Origin of the sequence: Microcoleus sp. FACHB-68 (genome assembly GCF_014695715.1) — a bacterium.
Lineage (GTDB): Bacteria > Cyanobacteriota > Cyanobacteriia > Cyanobacteriales > Oscillatoriaceae > FACHB-68.
In genome coordinates, this window is the sequence record NZ_JACJOT010000013.1 from 177,061 (window position 1) to 198,939 (window position 21,879).

The following is a 21,879-nucleotide window of genomic DNA, read 5'->3' on the forward strand; positions in this document are numbered from 1 at the left end:
TTTTAGGGTAATTGCATTTATGTAAAGATAGATTCGTGATTATTTACGGCGTCAAAAAATCATTAATATGCTTACCATTCCTGGCATTTCTGTTACAGCGCAAATCTATGAAAGCGCCAACTCCATTGTATATCGAGGAATTCGACAGTCAGATGCTCAACCCCTGATCCTCAAAGTTCTTAAACAAGATTATCCGACGCCGGCTCAACTCAGTCGCTATCGCACAGAGTATCACATTACCCAATCTCTGGATCTGGCAGGAGTGGTTAAGGCTTATGACTTACGGAAATATCAAAATACCCTGGTGATGTTTCTCGAAGATTTTGGCGGAATATCTTTGAAGCATTGGCTGCAGCAATGCCAATTTCCTTTAGAGGAATTTCTCAAAATTGCGATTGCAACAGTAGACGCATTAGGGCACATTCATGCCGCGAATATTATTCACAAAGATATTAATCCATCTAACGTTGTTTTCAACAAAGAAACCAACCAATTAAAAATTATTGACTTCGGAATCTCCACCAAGTTAACGCGGGAAACACCGGCTTTAAAAAATCCTAACGTTTTAGAAGGTACTTTAGCTTATATGTCGCCGGAACAAACCGGCAGGATGAACCGAGCTTTAGATTATCGCACAGATTTTTACTCGCTTGGGGTTACCTTTTACGAACTGCTGACGAATCAATTACCTTTTGAAACGGATGATGCGCTGGAATTAGTTCACTACCATATTGCTAAGGTGCCGGTGTCGCCATCTGAGTTAAATCCAGAAATTTCCCCCATTCTCTCAGATATCGTCATGAAACTTTTAGCAAAAACTGCTGAGGAAAGATATCAAAGTGCCTGGGGACTTAAAGCGGATTTAGAAAAATGTTTAAACCAGTTAAATTTAACGAGGAAAATAGCAAGTTTTGAACTAGCCGGTGAAGATATTTCAGAGCGATTTCAAACTTCGCAAAAACTCTATGGAAGAGAACAAGAAGTTGCCACCTTATTAACCGCTTTTGAGCGCGTCACTCACGCCCAGAGCGAACTAATGCTGATTGCCGGCTATTCTGGAATCGGTAAATCAGTCTTAGTACAAGAACTTTATAAACCCATTACCCAAAAACGCGGCTATTTCATTTCCGGTAAATTCGACCAATATCAGCGTAATATTCCCTATAGCGCCCTTGTTATCGCTTTTCAAGAATTAATCAAAAACCTGTTAACTGAAAGTGAAGCGCAACTAAATCTATGGCGAGAAAAGTTATTAACAGCTTTGGGAATTAACGGGCAAGTCATTACCGATGTCATTCCAGAAATCGAATTAATTATCGGCAAGCAACCCCCTGTCCCAGAAGTCGGCCCAAATGAATCTCAAAATCGGTTTAATTTAGTTTTTCAAAACTTTATTAAAGTCTTTACGAAACCTGAACATCCCCTCGCATTATTTATCGATGATTTGCAGTGGGCAGATGGCGCATCGTTAAAATTAATGCAGCTTTTAATGAGTGCCGCCTCCCCTGGATTATTTTTAATCGGTGCCTATCGGGACAACGAAGTTTCCGCAGCACATCCGGTTATGTTAACTTTAGATGAAATTACCAAAGCCGGCGCAATTATCGAGCGCATTTTTCTATCGCCCTTAGACTTACCAACTATCACACACCTAATTGGCGATACCCTCAAGTGTGAAACGGAAAGAGTTCAGCATTTAGCTGAGTTAGTGAAGTTTAAAACCGGCGGCAATCCCTTCTTTATGAATGAATTTTTGAAATCACTTTATACAGAAGAATTGTTAAAATTTGATATTGAAATTCGCCAGTGGCAGTGGAGTTTAGAGCAAATTCAATCGCGCGGCTTCACCGATAACGTCGTTGAACTCATGGCCGACAAGATTCAAAAGTTGCCAAAAAATACGCAAGATTTGTTAAAGCAAGCTGCCTGCATGGGTAATCAATTTAACTTAAATACCCTTGCCTTGATTGACGCTAAACTTTTGCGAGAAACGGTTGACGATTTATATCCAGCCGTCGCTGAGAATTTAGTGGTTCCTATTGGCAATATGGGAGAAATAGAATTAGCAATTGATGCAACTGAACTCACCACTCGCTCATTACCAACAGTCTCATCCCAATCCCTGGAATATAAATTTGTTCACGATAGAATTCAGCAGGCTGCTTATTCCCTAATTGTCGAACAAGATAAGCCTGTTATCCACCGGCACATCGGGCAACTGCTGCTAAAAAATCTTCCTGAAAGCAAACGAGAAGAGAAAATCTTTGACATTGTTAATCAACTAAATTTTGGCATTAAACTGATCTCTAACCAGCTAGAAAGAAATGAACTAGCACAGTTAAACTTAGTTGTCGGCAAGAAAGCAAAATTATCCGCAGCCTATCAGCCGGCTTTAAGTTATTTGCAAACCGGCATCAACCTCTTAGCAACCAATTGCTGGCAGCAACAGTATGAACTCACCCTCTCACTGCACACAGAAGCAGCTGAAATTGCCTATCTCAACGCTGACTTTGTCTTAATGGAGAAATTTTTTGAGGCAGTCGTGTCCCAAGCAAAAACAGTCTTAGACACAGTGAAAGTGTATGAGGTAAAAATTCTGGTAGAGACTGTACAAAGCAAGTTTAATGAAGCCATCAATATTGGACTAGAAGTGTTAAATTTACTAGGAGTAAAGTTGCCTAAACAACCTAATAAAGTAGATGTTTTAAGGGGACTGCTGCAAACAAAGTTTAGGATCGGGTTTAAATCAATTGCAAGCTTAGTGGACTTGCCGGTGATGAGTGATCCTTACCCAAAAGCAGCGATGCGTATCCTCACAAGAATTGCCCCCGCCACCTACTTTGCTGCAACGCTTCTATTGCCAGTTATTGTGTTTCAACAAATTCACTTATCTATTAAGTGGGGAAACACGAGTGACTCTGCTTTTAGCTATAGTTTATATGGAATGATTCTCTGTGGGGTAGTTGGAGATATTCAGAGTGGCAGTCAATTTGGTAAACTCGCTCTTAATGTGATCTCCCGACTTGATGCAAGGGCTTTTAGAACCATGACGGGATATACTGTCTCTACCTTTATCACGCACTGGGTAGAGCCTCTCAAGGAAGTAGTAAATTTACTGCGGGAAGTTTACACGTTTGGACTGCAAACAGGAGATTTGCAATTCGGTAGCTATGCAATCCACGTCTACTGCTCCATGAGCTTTCTGAGCGGCTCGGAATTGGTGAAATTGGAACCAGAGATGGAAATTTATGCTCAGAATCTGCGTCAAATGGGACAAGAAACAGCTTTTAATATGCAAGACGTAGTGCATCAAGTTGTTTTAAATTTGCTAAGTAAAATTGAAAACCCTTGTAATTTAATTGGCAAAGCTTTCGACGAGCAGGTGATGCTGCCAAGACTAAACAGCCAAAATGATCGCACCACACTTGGTATTTTTTACTTCAATAAATTGATGCTTTGCGTTATGTTTTGTGAACTAGATCTGGCAATTAAAAATGTTGAATTAGGTGAACAATACCTTGATGGCAACACATCTACTTGCACAGTTGTTCACTTCTATTTTTATGAATCTTTAGCGCGTCTAGCCGTGGCAACAGATGCTCAGCAGTCAGAACAAAGTCGCCAAATACAGAAGGTTGTTAGCAACCAGAAAAAAATGAAAAAATGGGCACACCATGCCCCAGCTAATAACCTGCATAAATATTATTTGGTAGAGGCTGAGATTTGTCGAATTAGGGGAAAATATGCCTTAGCCATAGAATTTTATGATCGCGCGATTTCCCTTGCGAAAGAACACGAATACATCCACGAAGCCGCTCTTGCTTACGAACTTGCTGCCAAGTTTTATCTATTCCAAGGAAAAGAATTAACAGCTAAAGCTTATATGCAGGAGGCTCGGTACTGCTATCAGCTTTGGGGAGCAACGGCCAAGGTCAAGCATTTAGAAATGCGACACGGCAACTTATTGGCTGCAAATCAAGAGAGTAGTCAAAATACTAAAGCGACCACAACACCGACTACCGGGTCAAAACACAGTCTTGATATTGGCACAGTGATGAAGGCTTCTCAGGCAATTTCAGGTGAAATTGTGCTGGATAAGTTACTGTCTAGCTTGATGAAAATTTTGATTGAAAATGCCGGCGCACAAAAAGGCTATCTCATTTTAGAAAATCGAGGAAAGCTGCTAATTGAAGCGGAAGGGGCAATCGATTCTGAGCAGGTGAACGTACTTCAATCAATGCCGTTTGAGAAGTTCCAAAGCGCTTCTCAAGCAATTATCAATTATGTCTGCCGTACTCAAGAAAGTGTGGTTTTGAATGATGCGGCTCGTGAGGGGCAATTTACCAAAGATCAGTACATCCAAGAACATCAGCCGAAATCGGTTCTCTGCGTACCCCTGATTAATCAAGGAAAACTGGTGAGTATTGTTTATCTGGAAAATAATCTCACAGCCGGCGCGTTTACTGCTGAACGCGTGGAAGTGATTAAACTATTATCTTCTCAAGCGGCAGTTTCTATAGAAAATGCTAAGCTTTATACGGAAGTTAGGGAAAATGAGAGCCGGCTTGCTCAACTTAACTTGGATTTAGAGCAAGCTTTAGAAGCAGAATTAGAACTCTCTAGATCAGCAAGTCTCTTTGTTCCCAATCAATTCTTATCTTTGCTGGGTTATCAAAAGTTGACAGAAGCAAAGTTAGGAGATTCTGTCCAATTAGAAATGTCGATTCTATTTTCCGATATCCGCGATTTTACAACGATTTCGGAAGGGATTACTCCGCCGGAGAATTTCAAGTTTATTAATTCTTATCTGTCTTGCATGGAACCGGCAATCGTTGAAAATAATGGTTTTATCGATAAATATATCGGGGATGCAATTATGGCATTATTTAGCGGCGAGGCAGATAATGCCGTGAAAGCCGGCATTTCTATGCTCCACCGGCTTGCCCAATACAACCAATATCGCACCAGTTCTGGCTATCATCCCATTCAAATTGGCATCGGTATCAACACTGGCACCTTAATGTTAGGAACCGTTGGCGGACAAAATCGCATGGATGGCACCGTAATTAGTGATGCGGTAAATCTAGCTTCGCGCGTAGAAGGTTTAACCAAAAATTATGGCCTGCCCTTATTAATAACCCAACAAACTTATGAACGATTGACGAAGCCGGCAGACTATGCAATTCGCACGATTGACACCGTAAATGTTAAAGGCAAATCCCAAGCCGTCACAGTTTATGAAATCTTTGAAGCTGACCCGCCGGCACTTAAAGCTGGTAAATTAAATACCCTACAATCATTTACAGAAGCCCTATCGCTCTACAATCTGAAACAGTTCAATAAGGCGGCGCAACTGTTTGAAGAGTGCCTGAGTATCAATCCAGGCGATAAAGTCGCTCAAATTTATCGGCAACGCTGCTATCAGAATCGGCCCGAAATATAGCGTTAGCTGCTAATAACTATCTATAAGTAATTGTAAATCGTTGCTAAGAAGATAATGAACCAGTTGGTTGTAACGTACAACGATTAGGCGAGAGAAACTGTCGTAGTGAACGGAATGGGAACCCAAGTAAAGTAAAATTTTCTTTACATCCGCCCTTCGCACACCTGTTGACCCTCATGTATTGCGACTACCTGGTACAAATCCTCACTGCCCGTGTCTATGATGTTGCCCAGGAATCGCCCCTGGAGTATGCCCCAAATTTATCTACACGGCTGAATAACAAACTCCTGCTGAAGCGGGAGGATATGCAGTCTGTGTTTTCCTTCAAGCTGCGGGGGGCTTATAACAAAATGGTGAATTTGTCACCGGCACAACTCGCACAGGGAGTCATTGCCGCATCCGCCGGCAACCATGCCCAAGGCGTCGCCCTCGGTGCGAGTCGGCTAGGAACCCGCGCGATCATCGTCATGCCCGTAACCACGCCCCAGGTGAAAGTAGATGCAGTTAAAGCCCGTGGGGGAGAGGTGGTATTGCATGGGGATACTTACGATGATGCCTACGCGTTTGCCCGTCAACTGGAAGCAGAAAAGGGCTTAACTTTTATTCATCCCTTTGACGATCCCCACGTTATTGCCGGCCAGGGTACAATCGGCATGGAAATTTTGCGGCAATGCCAGCAACCGATTCATGCGATTTTTGTGGCGATTGGCGGGGGCGGATTAATTTCTGGGATTGCAGCCTACGTGAAGCGAATTCGTCCCGATATTAAAATTATTGGCGTAGAACCTGTCGATGCCGATGCCATGTATCGATCCCTCAAAGCCGGCAAACGAGTGAGATTACCCCAGGTTGGCTTATTTGCGGATGGGGTAGCAGTACGGGAAGTTGGAGAAGAAACCTTTTGGCTGTGTCAGCAGTATGTCGATGAAATCATTCTGGTCGATACAGATGCCACCTGCGCTGCGATTAAAGACGTATTTGAAGATACGCGCTCAATTTTAGAGCCGGCAGGTGCTTTAGCGATCGCCGGTGCCAAAGCATACGTTGAACGGGAGCAAATTGAAGGGCAAACTTTAATTGCTATTGCCTGCGGTGCCAATATGAACTTTGATCGCCTCCGTTTCGTAGCAGAAAGAGCAGAATTTGGTGAACGCCGCGAAGCCATTTATGCTGTCACAATTCCCGAAGAACCGGGCAGTCTTCGCAAGTTTTGTGAATGTCTTGGCAGACGCAATCTGACTGAATTTAGCTATCGCATTGCGGATGAAACAGAAGCTCATATTTTTGTCGGCGTGCAAATTCAAAACCGTGCCGATGCTGCAAAAATGGCAGAAAGTTTTGAAGCTTACGGATTCAAAACGCTTGACTTAACGGATGACGAACTCACGAAATTGCACCTGCGTCACATGGTTGGTGGACGTTCTCGCCTCGCTCATCATGAATTACTCTACCGTTTCGAGTTCCCCGAACGTCCCGGTGCATTAATGAAATTTGTCAGTTCTATGAGTCCCGATTGGAATATTAGTATGTTCCACTATCGCAACAACGGTGCCGACTACGGGCGAATTGTTGTTGGGATGCAAGTTCCTCCTCATGAAATGGAAGAGTGGCAGGCATTTCTTGAAACCCTTGGCTATCGCTATTGGGATGAAAGTCAAAATCCGGCTTACAAATTGTTTTTGGGATAGGGTGATTTTACCAGCAGCGAATCTAATTTTTTAGAATTAAGGAAAGAACGCTAGGTTTTCACCTTTTTATGCAAACACCTCAAACCGAACAAACAGCGAAAACCTCAATGCACAGTCTCTATGAAACTGACTTTTATGCCTGGACGCAGGAACAAGCAAAACTCCTTAAAGATCAGCAATGGAGCCGGCTCGATCTGTCTAATTTAATCGAGGAAATTGAGTCGTTGGGAAAACAACAACGCGCGGAATTAAGAAATCGCTTGAGTATTTTGATTGGGCATTTGCTTAAATGGGAATACCAAATCTCAAAACGAAGTCGTAGCTGGTTGAATACAATTCGCATCCAGCGTATGGACGTATTAGAGTTGCTCAAAGAAAATCCGAGTCTTAAGCCTTATCTGCAAGAAGCTCTCCAAACAGCCTACGCCAAAGGACTGGCATTAGCTTCGGGAGAAACAAACCTGCCTCTAAAAACCTTCCCGACAAATTGCCCTTATCCTTTAGAAGATATTTTGAGTGATTGCTTTTATCCAGGCGAACCGGCGACGGATGACGTGATGCAATAATCGCGACTCAAACTTTATGAGATCATTCCTGGCGACTGCAAGAATATAGAAAAGGCCCAAGCATCGCTGCTTGAGCCTTTCTAGATAACTATTCAGTGAATAAGATTAACAAAGCTCAGACAGCGACAAGTGATTTATAATCAGCTAGGACTGAGGAGCTAAAAGTGATTAATCTTAGAGCTTAGTACCGGCGAGAAAAGCTGTCGTTACGACGACCGCCGCCACCACCACCAGAACCACGATCTTCACGGGGCTTAGCCTTGTTCACTTTCATGTCACGGCCCATCCACTCAGCACCGTCAAGTGCTTCAATAGCTGCCGTTTCTTCAGCATCGCTACTCATTTCCACAAAACCAAAGCCACGGAGTCTGCCAGTTTCCCGGTCAGTAGGTAGCTGAACGCGCTTTACAGAACCGTATTCTGCAAAAACGGCGCTCAGGTCTTCTTGAGTAACTTCGTAAGAAAGATTGCCTACATAAATAGACATGTGTTGTCTCCAAAATCTAAGAGGTGTGGAGGGTGAGATTTCGGAGAGGAGCCTGCCAATACCAAAAGGAAAATGCCTGTCAATACTAAAAACAAACGCTGCCACCGAATTTCATTCCTATCCATTACTTTAACACAGGCTTGGAATTTTAGGAAAACACGGAGATAATAATCATATAACTTAACATTGGAAGAAGACGAGCTTAACAAGTGTTGCTGTGGCTGGTGAATATCGCAAAGCATTTTGTGAGTTACATTATTTTCTCCGCCAAAAATAATCAGGGAGTCTTGAGATCGAATGGCAGAATGACCCTGTCTAGGTTGAGGAGGGTTGCCCCCAGTTTTGGAAGATTTCCAGATGCGGGGAATCTGCCGGCTCATTGAGGACTCCTTTTAATGGTTGTCAAAACGGCGTATTTGCTTGTAGATGTAGAGTTTGCCCAGATTGGGGATGTCCAAAGCTGATTTCTCTGGCGTGCAAATGTAGCCGGCTGGCAACCGCATCGCATCCATAAAGGCGATCACCTAAAATAGGCATTCCCAGTCCTCGTGCATCAGCCGCGTGAACCCTTAGCTGATGGGTGCGTCCCGTCACCGGCACAAACTCCACACGAGTGTAGCCACCTTCCCTCGCTATCACCTGAAACCGAGTCAAACTAGGTTTACCCCGCGTTTGATCCACTTTCTGATAGGGGCGATTTCCTGGATCTCCCCACAGTGGCAAATCAATGAAACCTTCTTCCACCGGCACCACACCCGAAAGGATCGCTTCATAAACTTTATTAATCTGCCGGTGTTGAAACTGCCGGCTCAATTGACGATAAGTGTCGAGATCGCGTGCTAACAGAAGAATTCCAGAGGTTTCTTGATCTAGACGATGTGCAGCCGCCAATGTCATACCATCCGGCAACAGATGACGCAGCCGGCTGAGGACACTATCTTGGTTATCACGATAACGCCCAGGCACCGATAGTAATCCTGCCGGCTTGTTTACCGCAATCAGGTATTCATCTTCATAAATAATGGGGATCTCAGCAGAGAAAGCAGTGAGTCGAGGATCGAGTGATAAAGTGAATTTCTCCCTCTCTCCCACTTTCCCTAATCCGGACAACAAAAACCCCATCAATGGCTGACAGCGTTCCGCACAGGCTCCATAGTATTGTCCCTGAATTTTGTCCTGACTGACAGACGCCGAACCCCACCAAAACTCCGCCATTGCAAGGGGTTTTAAACCTTGGGTTGCCGCATAGTGAAGTAGCTTCGGGGCGCAACAATCTCCTGTGCCGGTGGGCATCAAGCCTCCTGGCATCAATTGTTGCAACGATAAAGATTGCCCTGAAAAATTCGTCAGGCTGTAGGCAGCGTGCATCTGAGCCTGCAATTTCCGGGAAAGTGCTTTACGCTGTTGTTTCAGTTCCCTCATCTGCGTATCCGCCTGTTCAATCTCCTGCTTGATCGGCTGCAACGCTTCATCTCGCAGGCGTTTGAGTCTTCGTCGCTCAATTCCTTGCCGGCGGCTTTCTTCATCAAGTTGTTCGAGAGCATCAGTGAGTGTTTCTCCGGTCAGCGTTTCACTGAGTCTCTGCCGTTGTTCCTGTCGTTGCTGTTTACAATCTTGATGATGAGCGCTCATTTCTTGCAACTGCCGGTCAAACTCACGACATAGTATTTCGTATTGTTGCCGTTGTGGAAGTTGCTTAAGGGTAATCAGTTGCTGTTTGATAGCCTCCAATTCAGCCAATGTGCCGGCTTCTTCTAGGGCAACTTGATCGCGTCCTGGAATGGGCGGAACCCAGCCATCCACAAGACTTTGACCATTCAGAAGCCCGGAGAAGGCTTTTAACACCCGTTGTTCGCCTGCCGGCAGTTCAACCAGCAATACCCCATACATCTTGCCCTCACCAGAGTAAGACTCATTGCCGGCAAGGTATTGCATTAAACCTCTGGAGATCGCTTCTACCAAAGGAGTGCGGGGCAGTCTCAGGATCTCACCACTTTGAGGACAGCGCCCTTCATAGTAATAGCGAGGCGATAAGCCGGCGGTTGCAGCATTACAGCCAATAAAATCTGAAAGCTGATGAAGAATTACCATACAAGGCTCGATCACAAATCTGGCTGATACCACTACCTGAGATTATTGTGTTCGAGCCTACTACTTTAAGGCATCTGGTGAATCAACAAAAAAAAACTCAGCCAACCGACTGAGTTTAGGAGACAGAGTCTACAGAGACTTCTTAAAAAAGAATTTAAACAAGAATTTAAAGAAGAATTGACAAGAAAACAGAAAACCTCGCGTTTAGCCGGCAGAGAAAGCAACTAACACCAACAAACTGACAAACAAAGTCGCAAACCCGCCCACAAAGGCGTATTGACGCTGCTGCTCTGGGGAAGGGAACTCAGCATAGTACAGATCAGGCTCAGTGGCGTAGTTGTTGAGAATGCCATTGTCGTCGGTGGTGTACATTTGTTTGCTCCGGTTTGTTACGTTATGTAAATAAATGTAACGAAATCGTTACAAAGTGTCAACCCCTTGCCGGCTTCGTAAGATAGAAAATACTTTGGCAGTAGATTAGCCCTGCCTATCGAAGCACAATAAATGATTATCATTATTTATTTAAGTAAGATGGCATAGGCGGATAGAGTTATAAAAGCTCTGAGCGTGCCGGCTGTGGCTCTGTAGGGTTTGAGTTTCACCCTAACCCTCTTTATTAAATGCCGTCACAGTAAAGTAGTTCTGCCCGTTCAATGGGGGAGTCACACAGCGAAATTTGGAAATGGCTTGAGTTAACCTAATTTTCGAGTGCCGGTTTCTTTAAATCGAATCCGCGCCAGAAAACTCAAACACGAGTAAAAGTTGAACACCTTCTTGAGTTCGCAGATAAATATTAAATACAGGGTTCTATGAAACTTAGCAATCATGATGCGGCGCTCATTCGAGATTTAAAAAATCAGCCACTCGCTTTGATTTTGGTTTATATCGCTGCCGGTGTTGCTGGGCTGGCGCTGTCAATCTTTATAGATTTTAATTTATATCTCAAGCTCCTGACTGTTTTTCTGTGCGGTTTTATCATTGGTATTTCCGCTGAAAAATTAGTGAGTCAGAAGATTAGAAAAATTGCTTTAAATTTAATGGAAATCCGAGAGCAATAAACAAAAAAAGTCTTTTTCACTTTTAAGCCTGTTGCTCAATAGTCTTAGAAAAACTGAAATAGCGTTTTTTCTAAAGCTTGGGATTGAACGACAAAAATAGTTCAAACTGGAAATGCTAAAGTTTAGCATCGCCGGCATTCCTGTCCTGAGACGAAGCGAGAGCGAGAATATATTTACTATTCTTGGTGAATTAGATAAAATTGTCATAGATTTTATCTTAAAGAATTTTAAGATAGAAACAAAATAATAATAGTTACGAAAACGAATAGTAATCTGTTATTACACAGGGAAAGTTGGGTATAGACAGCATCTAAAGGAAGTTGCAATGTGATTTTTTCAACAGAAGATTTTGACGAACATGAATCGGCTCTAGATCCAACTAGCCGGCCTTTAGTTAAAGACGATACGACAAGCACTGCCGGCCTTGATTTTGTCGATCCAGCGACGGGAAGACACTCTCTGGATATTCTCTATGAACAGTTCGCAAAACCCCAACTCAGTACGGCGCTCAAACCTAACGAGCCTTCAATTTATATCAGACATCTAGAAGGACAGGAAATTTTAGGGGGATACAAAATTGAAATAGTGTTTGAAGATCCCCAGACGGGTTTTTATGCTGAGGGTCGAGTTCCACTTTCTGGAACGAATCCGCCTGTTCTGGTTATCCGGGGATACGGCTCATGGTATCCTTTCGAGGGAGTGCTAGAAGATACTCCAGATGTTTTTATGGCCGGCATGGAACGGCATTTTAAATCAGCAGAAACTCAAGGAGCGGTGGATTGGCTGAAGCAACAATCTGAAGCGGGAAATCAGCCAGACGTAATCGGAGAAAGCTTAGGCGGAAAAGTCGCTCAACAAATCGCAGTAAAGTACCCAGATTTCATTCGCTCAACCGTTACGTTTAACTCCCTTGGCGTTTCTCAAAAATTAGCAGAAACATCCAAAGCCAGAAATGTATTTCACTACTTTACACTAGGAGAAAAGTATGCTTATTGGGCAAATAAAGGAGAGTATATACCGGGTCAATTTTTCCAAATTTCCAAAAACGGAAGAAGCTGCCGATATAAAGTAGAAGAGGCTTTAATTTGGATGGGAAGATTTAGGAGTCCGGCTAGGTTTCATCCAACAGGTCGTCGGAGAAAAATGATTTTGATAGTTTTAGCCCAATTAATTTTATTAAACCGGCACAATGAACTTATTTTAAATAGACGATCGCCGGTGGTCATTAAAATAGATCACTACCCATAAATAATATTGTTAATATCTTGGAATCCTAAATACATAGACATTGAAAAATTTCTGCGTTCTCATCAACTTAGATAACTTTATTGTCGTCTAAAGTTAATGAATGCCGGTGCGTCCAGCAAGACTCGCCACCACAGTCGCTAATTCCGCCGGCTCCACAGGTTTAGGGATGTGCATTTGAAATCCGGCAGCAATTGCTCGCATCCTATCCTCAGCCCTAGCGTATGCGGTTAGGGCAACAGCAGGAATTCGCCCCCCTTGCTCTGCCTTTAACGCCCGTACTCTACGGATAAAAGTGTAGCCATCCTCTTCTGGCATCCCAATATCGCTTAATAGAACATCTGGTTTAAGAAATTTGATGGCCTCAATTGCTGAATCAGCGGATGCAACGGCACGCACAGAAGCTCCGCACTGTTCCAAAACCGTAGTGAGAAACACACGTGAATCAGCTTCATCGTCCACGACGAGTAGTTGTAAACCTTCTAGCGAAGGTGGATTATCAAATGGAACTTTCCTTCCAACCCTTGGGGGAATCCCTTCTACTTCCCTCGTCTCTATGAGGACAGGCATAAGCGGAAGCGTTACGATAAATGCTGCTCCCTGCCCCTCACCTTGACTGTCTGCACGAACTGTCCCGCCGTGCAATTCCACCAAGTGGCGGACAATCGCTAGACCAAGACCAAGCCCGCTGTATGTCCGCGTAATCGAGCTATCCGCTTGCCGAAAGCGGTCGAAAACGAATGGCACAAAGTCAGAGCTGATGCCAACGCCGGTATCAATGACAGTTATTTCAACATGGGAGTTAATTCGTTCGAGGCGAACCTGGACGCTTCCTCCTTTAGGTGTGAACTTAATCGCATTGGATAACAAATTCCAAATGATCTGCTGCAAGCGGTTTGAGTCACCGGCAACCGGCCCTGCCGCCGGATCGAGTATGCTTTGGAGTCGAATGGCCTTAGCATCAGCCGCTGGGCGGACGGTATCAAGAGCTGCCTCAACAACCAAAGCAAGCTCAACGGGGCAGACATTAAGGCACAACTTACCCTGAATAATGCGGGAAACATCCAGCAAATCCTCCACGAGCTGAGCTTGTGATCTAGCGCTGCGTTCAATCGTCTCCATCGCCCGCGCAGTCGTCGCCTCGTCAAATTTGCGGGTATTGAGTAATCGAATCCACCCCAGCATTGCATTGAGGGGTGAGCGCAGTTCGTGGGAGAGCGTTGCCAAAAACTCATCCTTCATCCGGTTTGCTGACTCCGCTGCCGCGCGTGCCTCCTGTTCCGAGGCAAGTAGTTGGTTGCGTTCGTCTTCAGCTTGCTTACGTTCAGTGAAGTCGCGCATGAGTTTAGCAAAGCCGCGTAGTTGCCCAGCCTCATCTTGTAAGGGCGTTACGATACCACTTGCCCAGAAACGGGTGCCGTCCTTACGCACGTGCCAGCGTTCATTCTCAGCTCGGCCTTCTGTTACTGCTATTTCCAATTCTTGCTTATCGGCCCCGCACTCTAAGTCTTCAGGTGTAAAGGTGATTGAGGAAGGTTGACCCAAGATGTCAACTTCCTGATAACCTAAAATGCGCTCTGCCCCAAGGCTCCAACGAAGAACAAGCCCCTTTGTGTCGAGGAAGAAAATAGCGTAGTCTTTCACATTTTCTAACAATAGGCGGAAGCGCTCTTCGCTGGCCCGCAGTGCTTCTGATGCCCACTTGCGATCTGTAATGTCAGCGACGATATAAACCGCACCCGTGAAAATTCCCCCCTCATTGAACACCGGATCTGTCGTTACAGAAAACCATCGTTCCCCACACTGTAGCTCCTCGTTCTCCCGGCGACGAGTCTCCTGAACACGAGTCAAGGGAGCGACCTCAACGCAGCCCAGTAGCGCTTGCATTAGCTCCTGATAAAAGCAACCCTCGATCTCGCCGAACGATTTTTTTAGAAGATTCGTCATGGCGCTGTTAGATCGCAAGATTCTTCCAACCCTGTCAAGTAAACAAACACCATCGCTCATAGCGTTAAATGTCGTTTGCCACTCCTTTGCCAAAGCCAGTGCCGACTCTTCAGCCTCTCGGATGCGGAGCAAAGCTTTCACCGTTGCGAGCAACTCGATTGGCTCCACCGGCTGGGCTAGATAGCCATCTGCACCACTGTCTAACCCTTGTGCCTTGTCCTTACTCTCGACAAAACTAGCAGACAGATGCAGCACGGGAATAAAGGAAGTGGCAGGGTTTGCCTTGAGCCGGTGGCAAACCTCAAACCCATTAATGTCAGGAAGTTGCACGTCAAGGATAATTAAGTCGGGCGGCTGCTGCCCGACCAATTGCAGCGCCATTGAGCCGGTGGCAGCCTCTTGAACCTTAAATCCTGCATTCCGAAGCATCCGACTGACGACATAGCGGTTGGTTTCGTTGTCGTCTACGTGCAAGATCGTGACAAGGGTGCTATCAGACATGGTCTTCCTCTCCAGTTTCCAGCCCTAGGCCAGCTAAAAGAAGTGCTTCTCGCACAAGAGAGGTCGCCACTTCACGCGATGGGCTTTCTTTTGAGAGAATTGCAACTGTGTTTTCAACAAGTATCGAGCGCTCCTCTGGTTCAAGAAGCTTTGAAGTATGAATAATTACCGGAATATTTTTAGTCGCTGGATCGGCTTTTAGCTGTTCCAAAACCTCGAACCCGCTCATATCTGGCATAACTAAGTCGAGAAAAATGCAAGAAGGATTTTCTTGGCCGGCATAACGGATGCCTTCGCCCCCTGAAGTTGCCTCAATTATCTTAAAATCAAAGCAATTTTTCCCAGTAGCAGTCCCCATACAATTGGCTAAATATTGCTTGAGTAGATAGTGGGATACTGGGTCATCGTCAACAATCAAAAGTTTTGGCAAATGCTCTCGCTTGACTAAAGTATTGAGTTTTTCGAGAAGGGCTAATCGTTCCACTGGTTTAACAAAAAAGGCATCTGCACCTAATGCGCGAGCTTTGTTCTCATTGTCAACAACAGTGATGACGACAATCGGGATCTCTCGTGTCGCAACGTTTGCTTTCATCTGAGAAAGAAGATCCCAAGTATTATGCTCCTCAAGCAAGATGTCTAATAGCACAGCTTGTGGCTTAAACTTTTGAAAAGCTTGGTTGACTTGCTTGAGCGATTTTGCTGGAATCATCTGATAACTTGAACCCGCAAAATACTTCTCATAAATGAAGAGTGTCTCTGGGTTATCTTCTACAACTAATAGCGGATAGCGAGTCGCATCTAACTGTAAGGGAGCATCGGTTTCATCTGCCTCCTCTATATCAGTCTTGTAAACAAGTGGTAGGGTGGCAAAAAACGTGGAACCAAGCCCTTGTGAGCTTTTGATAGAGACACTGCCTCCAAGTAATTCGGCTAACTTGCGCGAAAGTGGCAGTCCGAGACCTGTTCCTTTGACCCGCTTTTGAAGGTAAGAATTAACCTGAATAAATTCTTCAAAGATTCGCTCAGTATCCTCAGGAGCAATTCCGATACCTGTATCAGCCACAGAGAATACAACCGTGTTTCTATCCAGTTCTGCTCTAATGCGAACTTCACCTTTTTCGGTATATTTCAATGCATTAGAAATAAAATTTCTTAGAATTTGGGCAACTTTGCCCTCATCGGTGCGGAGCGTGGGAAAGCCAACAGGTTCTTCAAAAACCAGAGAAATTGAGGAATTATCAGTCAGAAGTGGGCGCAGCATTCCTCTAAGAGTCGCGAATAAATCGCTAAGTTCAAACTCATTCGGATGAACCACAATTTTTCCCGCCTCGACCTTTGCCAAGTCTAAAAGGTCGTTCACTAACTCGGAAAGACCTTCAGCCGATTGACGGATAAATGTTACTTGCTTTTCTTGATCGGGTGTCAATTCACCATCCATCCGATCAAGCAGCAGTCTGGAGAGCGACATAATCGAGTTGAGCGGCGTGCGAAACTCATGGCTCATATTAGAGAGGAAGCGAGTTTTGAGTTCATTGGCTCGCTGCAGGGAAACTGCTTTTTCGTCTAACTCGGCATATAATGCCACAACACCTCGATTGGTATCTTCTAGCTCGCGATTGACTTGGGCCAACTCGGCTTGACGCTTTTCGAGTTCTGCTAGGGTGCGAAGCAGTTCTTGGTTTTGTTGCTGAATTTCCTCAAATGGATTTTGAGGCGATTTCATGACTAACTCATCAACAATCTGCGCCAAGCGGGTTGCTGTCAAGATGGGTGCCGGCTTAGACAAGGTTTTTGCCATTAGCACTTCTGTTCCTTGCCCTGGGGTTGAGGTGATTTGAAACCGATCCATCAGGCGCTTGGTGCCAATGATCCCTAAGCCCATGCCGGTTTGTGATTTATACTGGCCATCCAGAATAGTCTTCAGATTGGTGATGCCCGGCCCTTGGTCACGAATGCAAATCATCAGGCTTTGAGGCAATTCGCCCTCCACCCGCAATTCAACTTTTCCCCCACCGGCATATTGGAAGGCGTTGCGGGCAATTTCAGATACAGCAGTAGCAATGCGTGTCTGATCCTGAGAGTCAAACCCCAAAGCTTGAGCAATCTGCCGTGCCCGCTGACGGATCATAACAACATCTTGCTCGTAGCGTAGTTCTACAGTGAGGAGATTAGTCATTGGTCAATTACTAATAGAAGGATTGCTAATTGCTGATTGTTCATTAGCCCCTGCTCCTGTGTTCCTTTGCCCCTCAGTTTTCTTCGCGAGCAACCAGCACAGTTACGTCATCGCGACCTCGGTAGAAATCTCGGTACAAAACGCCAGCGATCAGGCTGGGATGTCTGGTTATAAGACCAGGATAGCGATCCAAACGCCACTGCGTACTCAACCCATCGGAATGCATTACCAAAAGCCCTCCTTTAGGCCACTGATAGACAAATTCCTGAATCTTACGCACCTCATGCCCCACAGTACCGTTGTGAGAAACCATACTGTAGCTTCCTTCGGGAGAAAAAACGCAGCCAGAGATATTTCCAACGCCGGCAAAACGAACAACTTGTCGTTCAAAATCCACTTCGGCGATCGCTAAAGCGGCTCCACGAGTGCTCCGCAAAGCCGCGTGAGCCGCTGCAATAATCTCTGCAGGACTTTTGCGGACATTCTCTCGAAATATTCTCACGGCTTCTAAGGACGCCTGGGCGGCTAAAGGGCCATGACCCAGACCATCTGCGACTAATAGCAGACTGCGACCGGCCTGTTGGTCGGTTGCCCACCCATCACCCGGCACCTCCTCCCCGGCCATTGGCAGGCACACGACACCAATCTCTAGATTGTTGTTCGATTGCTTCACCGGCATGGGGCTAGCCCAGAGGTGGCTTAATAAAGCTGTCCCCACCTTGGGAGTAGAATGAATCTCAAAAAAAGCAGAAAGGCGGCTAACTGCCCCCAAACCATTTCCAGGAGTCCCTGCTGTAGAAAAACCGTCGCGCAAACACTCTTGGATATCGCTGATTCCCGGCCCTTTGTCTAAGGCTAGGATTTCCATACCCGTTATGTCGTTTTTGGTTACAGCCTGTAGCAGCAGCAGACCGTCCTTAGCGTGCCGAACTAGATTATTTGCGACCTCAGTTACTACAATACCAACCTGCCCCCGCTCAGTTTCGTTGAAGCCGAGACGAGTGGCAATTGCCATCGCTATCCGTCGCGCTTCACCAGCCTGACTAGACTCTAAAATGGGCAAAGCGACGGGATCGTTCATGATTAACTCACTTCCACTTTGTAATAGTCACCTTTGTGCCCTCGCCAACACGGGAAACGATATTGAATTCGTTTACCAGTCGCTTTGACCCACTTAAACCCATACCCAGTCCGCCGCCAGTTGTGAAGCCATCTTTGAGGGCTAGATCAATATCCGGAATCCCTGGGCCAGTGTCTTCAAAAGTCAATCGCAGACCCCGACGAATTCCCTGCTCTAGAGCTTCCAGTTTTACAGTCCCGCCACCGCCATAGTCTAGCGTGTTGCGTGCCAGCTCACTTGCCGCCGTTACGATCTTAGTCTGATCTACCAAGCTAAAACCCAGTTCTATCGCAAACTGACGCACGGCTTGCCGGATGATCACAACGTCTGCGGAGGACTGGATGCTCATCGTTTCAGACCTCTGCAAGACCATCTATGCTCCCCCCAGGAGAAGCCTCCAACGATTTACGCAGGAGTGCCATTCCCTTCTCAACGTTTAAGGCTGTGCGAATGCCGGTTAAGGAAAGTCCCAACTCTACCAACGTGATGGCGACTGCCGGCTGCATTCCAACAACGACCGTTTCAGCATCAAGTACACGCGACATTTTGGCAATGTTTCCCAGTATCCGTCCAATAAAAGAATCAACGATCTCCAGTGCTGAAATATCTATCAACACACCCCGGGCACTTGTTCGGTTAATGCGGTTGGTCAGGTCGTCTTGCAAAGCCATCGCTAGGCGATCGTGCATATCGACTTGAATCGTCACCAGAAGGAAGTCGCCCATCTGGAGTATAGGGATACGTTCCATAAAACTCCTTAAGTGCGTGTTTGCGAGCGAGAAATCGTGGCTCCAGTTCGCTTGAGAGCTAGAAGAAAGGCATCGGCTAGGGACGCCTTGGTAATTACATCAGCGAGATCCACGCCCAAGTAGACAATCGTTTGAGCAATCTGAGGACGAATCCCGCTCAGGATGCAATCAGCGCCCATCAGACGAGCCGCAGTGACTGTCTTGAGTAAGTGCTGAGCCGTTAGAGTATCGACGGTTGGCACTCCCGTAATATCGATGATGGCGACTTCCGAACCCGTCTCTACAATCTTCTGCAAGAGAGATTCCATCATCACTTGGGTGCGGGCGCTATCGAGGGTGCCAATGATGGGCAGGGCTAAAATGCCATCCCACAGTTTTACAACCGGCGTTGACAGTTCCATCAGTTCTTCTTGCTGGCGCAGGATCACTTCCTCTCGGGCTTTCTGATAGCTCTCAGTTGTCCAGAGGCCAAGCTTGTCTAAGAGCGTACTAACCGACCAAATCTCTTCAAGCAGGCTTTCGCTATCCTGTGCAAGTTTTGAGCGCAAGCGCGTGAACAAAGGTTGCTTCAAAGAGAAAACAAACGTTGCCGTTTCTGATGGCGTGAAGCCTTTCTGGCTGCGTGATCGCGAAATTGAGCTAAGCATCTCACGCACGCTACGCCACTCAGGCGATTCAATGTTGCTGAAGTTACCCTCGCCAGTCGCGACTGCTAACAGCTCAAGGAATTCCCTGCACTCTTCCCGCAGTTCTGTCTCCCTAATTAGGTCTTTGCGGATACCTACAGATGCTTGCTCAGAGAGCCAATCTCCCAACAGTTGGGCTTGATCAGTTTTAATAATCTCTGAAATCTTACTTTTGCCGCTCAAGTTCATATAACGGCCCCTTTTCTCTAGCCCGAATTTAGCTACTTTTTGTGCGAGTCAACTATTTAGGCTTTTCGGTTAACTAGCTCAATGGAGTCGTTGAACAGCTTTCGTTGCTAGAAATTTCTTGATGCAGTTTTTGAGCATCTAGGAAATTATGTTGACGAACTAGGCGGTTTGAGGTAGTCCCTTAAAGGCTGATTGACCCACATCATTATAAGGATAAGCGGGACACAATAAGTATGTGTCACAGCAACCTTTAGATTTACATGACCTCGGCTGTAGTTTGCCTTAAAATTGGTAAACTGAGCCAGAAGTACATCCGGCTTCTTGCGGCTAAAGGTCGCTTAGTGCTTCCTGCTGTGTTGTGTAATTTTAAGGCAGACTCCCAAGAGAAGGTGCAAATTCAATGGGACTCTGCCTTTACCGGCCTAGTTAGCTCAGCTTGTAGCAGCGGATCAAGTTAGGAATTGGAAAGCTGTTGCGATCGCCTTACCGCCAAACCGTTAGTTGCTCTGACGTTTAGTTTGCAGCAAATCTTTGGCAGATAGTCCTTCGCCCTGAAAGCCAAAATACCAAAGCGCTGCACCGGCTTCTGCGCGAGTCACCGGCTTACTGGGTTGCAACAGAGTTGTATAACCAAAAGACCGACGAATATTGGACAGTTCACCATTCTGGAAATCTGCCTGTACCGCACGCAATGCCTTGGGATCGATTTTTGCCGCATCTTGGAAACCCCACGTTTGCTGCACTGCTTCAGTTGAGGCAGTTGGTAAAGACCGGCGCGTATCTAATGGTACTTTCCAAAGCAGCAGTTGCTCCCGCGTCAGTGGGGCATCGGGGCGAAACGAGACATCTGTCCCGTCTCCAGAAAGTGAGCTGGGAATGATGCCGGCTTCGGCGAGTCCTTGAATGACGGCAAAATCCGGATCTTTGCGGGAGACATCTGAGAAAGCCGGTTCAGCGGTTTCTAATCCTAAACGAATTTTTCTCGCCGACTGGTTGCTATGAATTTGATTGTTTGCCGCAACCAGCCAACGGGCGTATTCCCGGCGAGTGATGATTTTATTTGGCTCAAACTTGTCACCGGCAGCCGATTCTTTTGTTTTAACTGCGGCATTTTCTGGCGTCAGTACCCCTAACGCTGCCAAATCTTCAACAGACTGGCGCAATTCTGCCGGCGCTTTATTCAAGTCTGTAAAGCTTCCGGACTTAGCCGGTTCGGTTGGGGTTGGGCTGGGTGAAGCGGTTGTTGAACTCGTAGATCCGCCGACAATCGCTGTCGGTGATTTGTCGGGTTTCGGCTGGGCGGTTTCACCCCCATCGCGCCGATACTTGATCACCAAATTCGCGCCAGCGGTTAATTTTTGGCCTGCCGGCTCGACAAACACTTTTACCTGTAAATTATCCAGGGAGGTTTCAAATGAGCCTTTCTGGTCGTCTGTCGGTTGGCTGGCCAACTGCCATTTGTTTTCTTGAAACTGCTTGCGGTAAAAGTTCTGGACTAATGTACTTGAGTCGGAAGTCGTCCAGCGCGTCACCTGCCCTTGTTCATCTGGGTTGCCGGCAGCATCAAGCAGCGGCTTAACTTCCTGTAGTTCAGCGTCTGGATAGAGGGGAATTTCACTCGGAAAATCAGCCGGCAGCTCAGAGACAGCCTCATCTGGCCGACTACTTTGAGCCGGTGGGGGGGTGAAGGTAGCAGGATTTTCTTGGAGTCGGGGATCTGCCGCTAAAGATTGCTCCAGCGCCTTGCCGGTGGGGCTATTGGCACAAGACGTCACAGAGATCAGCAAGCAAGCAGCTAAGCCAACAAATGCAGCAGAACGTCGATAAGGCAGCACAGCAAAAGAGAAAGTTACTATCTTTCCCTAGAGTAACGTACATTGAAGCGATCCCATGTTGTGTGATGAATAGCCCCAAAACTTCTGAAAGCTTTTCA

15 protein-coding genes are annotated in these 21,879 nt (G+C 46.0%); 5 read left to right on the top strand and 10 right to left on the bottom strand.

Annotated elements, in window-relative coordinates; all coding sequences use genetic code 11:
• Nucleotides 1–67 precede the first annotated feature (67 nt).
• The 3 genes from H6F73_RS18560 (at nt 68) to H6F73_RS18570 (ending at nt 7,697) form a co-directional block, all read left to right on the top strand.
• Entirely contained in the window at nt 68–5,443 is a 5,376-nt protein-coding gene (locus H6F73_RS18560) for an AAA family ATPase (protein WP_190760259.1), read from the top strand.
• 176 nt (nt 5,444–5,619) lie between these two features.
• Nucleotides 5,620–7,131: a threonine ammonia-lyase, biosynthetic gene (ilvA, locus tag H6F73_RS18565; protein ID WP_190760260.1), complete on the top strand. Its 1,512-nt coding sequence runs from the start codon at nt 5,620–5,622 to the stop codon at nt 7,129–7,131.
• Between the two features lie 68 nt (nt 7,132–7,199).
• On the top strand, nt 7,200–7,697 hold the full coding sequence (locus tag H6F73_RS18570) for a DUF29 domain-containing protein (protein WP_190760261.1): 498 nt from the start codon (nt 7,200–7,202) through the stop codon (nt 7,695–7,697).
• A 181-nt stretch (nt 7,698–7,878) separates the two neighbouring features.
• Here H6F73_RS18570 and H6F73_RS18575 read toward each other — a convergent pair whose 3' ends face one another.
• The 3 genes from H6F73_RS18575 to H6F73_RS18585 all read right to left on the bottom strand — a co-directional run bounded on the left by H6F73_RS18575 (nt 7,879) and on the right by H6F73_RS18585 (nt 10,647).
• The gene (locus H6F73_RS18575) at nt 7,879–8,184 is read right to left on the bottom strand and encodes an RNA-binding protein (RefSeq protein WP_190760262.1); all 306 of its coding nucleotides are present in this window, start codon (nt 8,182–8,184) and stop codon (nt 7,879–7,881) included.
• 402 nt (nt 8,185–8,586) lie between these two features.
• Nucleotides 8,587–10,275 (bottom strand): RluA family pseudouridine synthase, encoded by a 1,689-nt coding sequence (locus H6F73_RS18580; protein ID WP_190760263.1) that lies wholly within the window; start codon nt 10,273–10,275, stop codon nt 8,587–8,589.
• A 204-nt stretch (nt 10,276–10,479) separates the two neighbouring features.
• The gene (locus H6F73_RS18585; RefSeq protein ID WP_190760264.1) at nt 10,480–10,647 is read right to left on the bottom strand and encodes a ssl1498 family light-harvesting-like protein; all 168 of its coding nucleotides are present in this window, start codon (nt 10,645–10,647) and stop codon (nt 10,480–10,482) included.
• 437 nt (nt 10,648–11,084) lie between these two features.
• On the opposite strand from H6F73_RS18585, the gene H6F73_RS18590 reads away from it, so the two are divergent.
• Complete coding sequence (locus tag H6F73_RS18590) at nt 11,085–11,333, top strand: hypothetical protein (protein WP_190760265.1); 249 nt, start codon at nt 11,085–11,087, stop codon at nt 11,331–11,333.
• A 327-nt stretch (nt 11,334–11,660) separates the two neighbouring features.
• The gene (locus tag H6F73_RS18595; protein WP_347239569.1) at nt 11,661–12,581 is read left to right on the top strand and encodes an alpha/beta hydrolase; all 921 of its coding nucleotides are present in this window, start codon (nt 11,661–11,663) and stop codon (nt 12,579–12,581) included.
• 93 nt (nt 12,582–12,674) lie between these two features.
• Here H6F73_RS18595 and H6F73_RS18600 read toward each other — a convergent pair whose 3' ends face one another.
• The 7 genes from H6F73_RS18600 to H6F73_RS18630 form a co-directional block, all read right to left on the bottom strand.
• A complete protein-coding gene (locus H6F73_RS18600; RefSeq protein ID WP_190760266.1) occupies nt 12,675–15,026 on the bottom strand; it encodes a response regulator in 2,352 nt (783 codons plus the stop codon).
• Nucleotides 15,019–17,202, bottom strand: a complete 2,184-nt coding sequence (locus H6F73_RS18605; RefSeq protein WP_190760267.1) for an ATP-binding protein — start codon at nt 17,200–17,202, stop codon at nt 15,019–15,021. The genes H6F73_RS18600 and H6F73_RS18605 overlap by 8 nt, the downstream gene beginning before the upstream one ends.
• A 73-nt stretch (nt 17,203–17,275) precedes the next feature.
• Nucleotides 17,276–18,283 (bottom strand): ATP-binding SpoIIE family protein phosphatase, encoded by a 1,008-nt coding sequence (locus H6F73_RS18610; RefSeq protein WP_190760268.1) that lies wholly within the window; start codon nt 18,281–18,283, stop codon nt 17,276–17,278.
• A gap of 7 nt (nt 18,284–18,290) precedes the next feature.
• Nucleotides 18,291–18,671 (bottom strand): anti-sigma regulatory factor, encoded by a 381-nt coding sequence (locus H6F73_RS18615; protein WP_190760269.1) that lies wholly within the window; start codon nt 18,669–18,671, stop codon nt 18,291–18,293.
• A 4-nt stretch (nt 18,672–18,675) separates the two neighbouring features.
• Nucleotides 18,676–19,071, bottom strand: a complete 396-nt coding sequence (locus H6F73_RS18620; RefSeq protein ID WP_190760270.1) for an STAS domain-containing protein — start codon at nt 19,069–19,071, stop codon at nt 18,676–18,678.
• An 8-nt stretch (nt 19,072–19,079) separates the two neighbouring features.
• Nucleotides 19,080–19,946 (bottom strand): STAS domain-containing protein, encoded by an 867-nt coding sequence (locus tag H6F73_RS18625; RefSeq protein WP_190760271.1) that lies wholly within the window; start codon nt 19,944–19,946, stop codon nt 19,080–19,082.
• Between the two features lie 497 nt (nt 19,947–20,443).
• Entirely contained in the window at nt 20,444–21,781 is a 1,338-nt protein-coding gene (locus H6F73_RS18630) for an S-layer homology domain-containing protein (RefSeq protein WP_190760272.1), read from the bottom strand.
• Between the last annotated feature and the right edge of the window lie 98 nt (nt 21,782–21,879).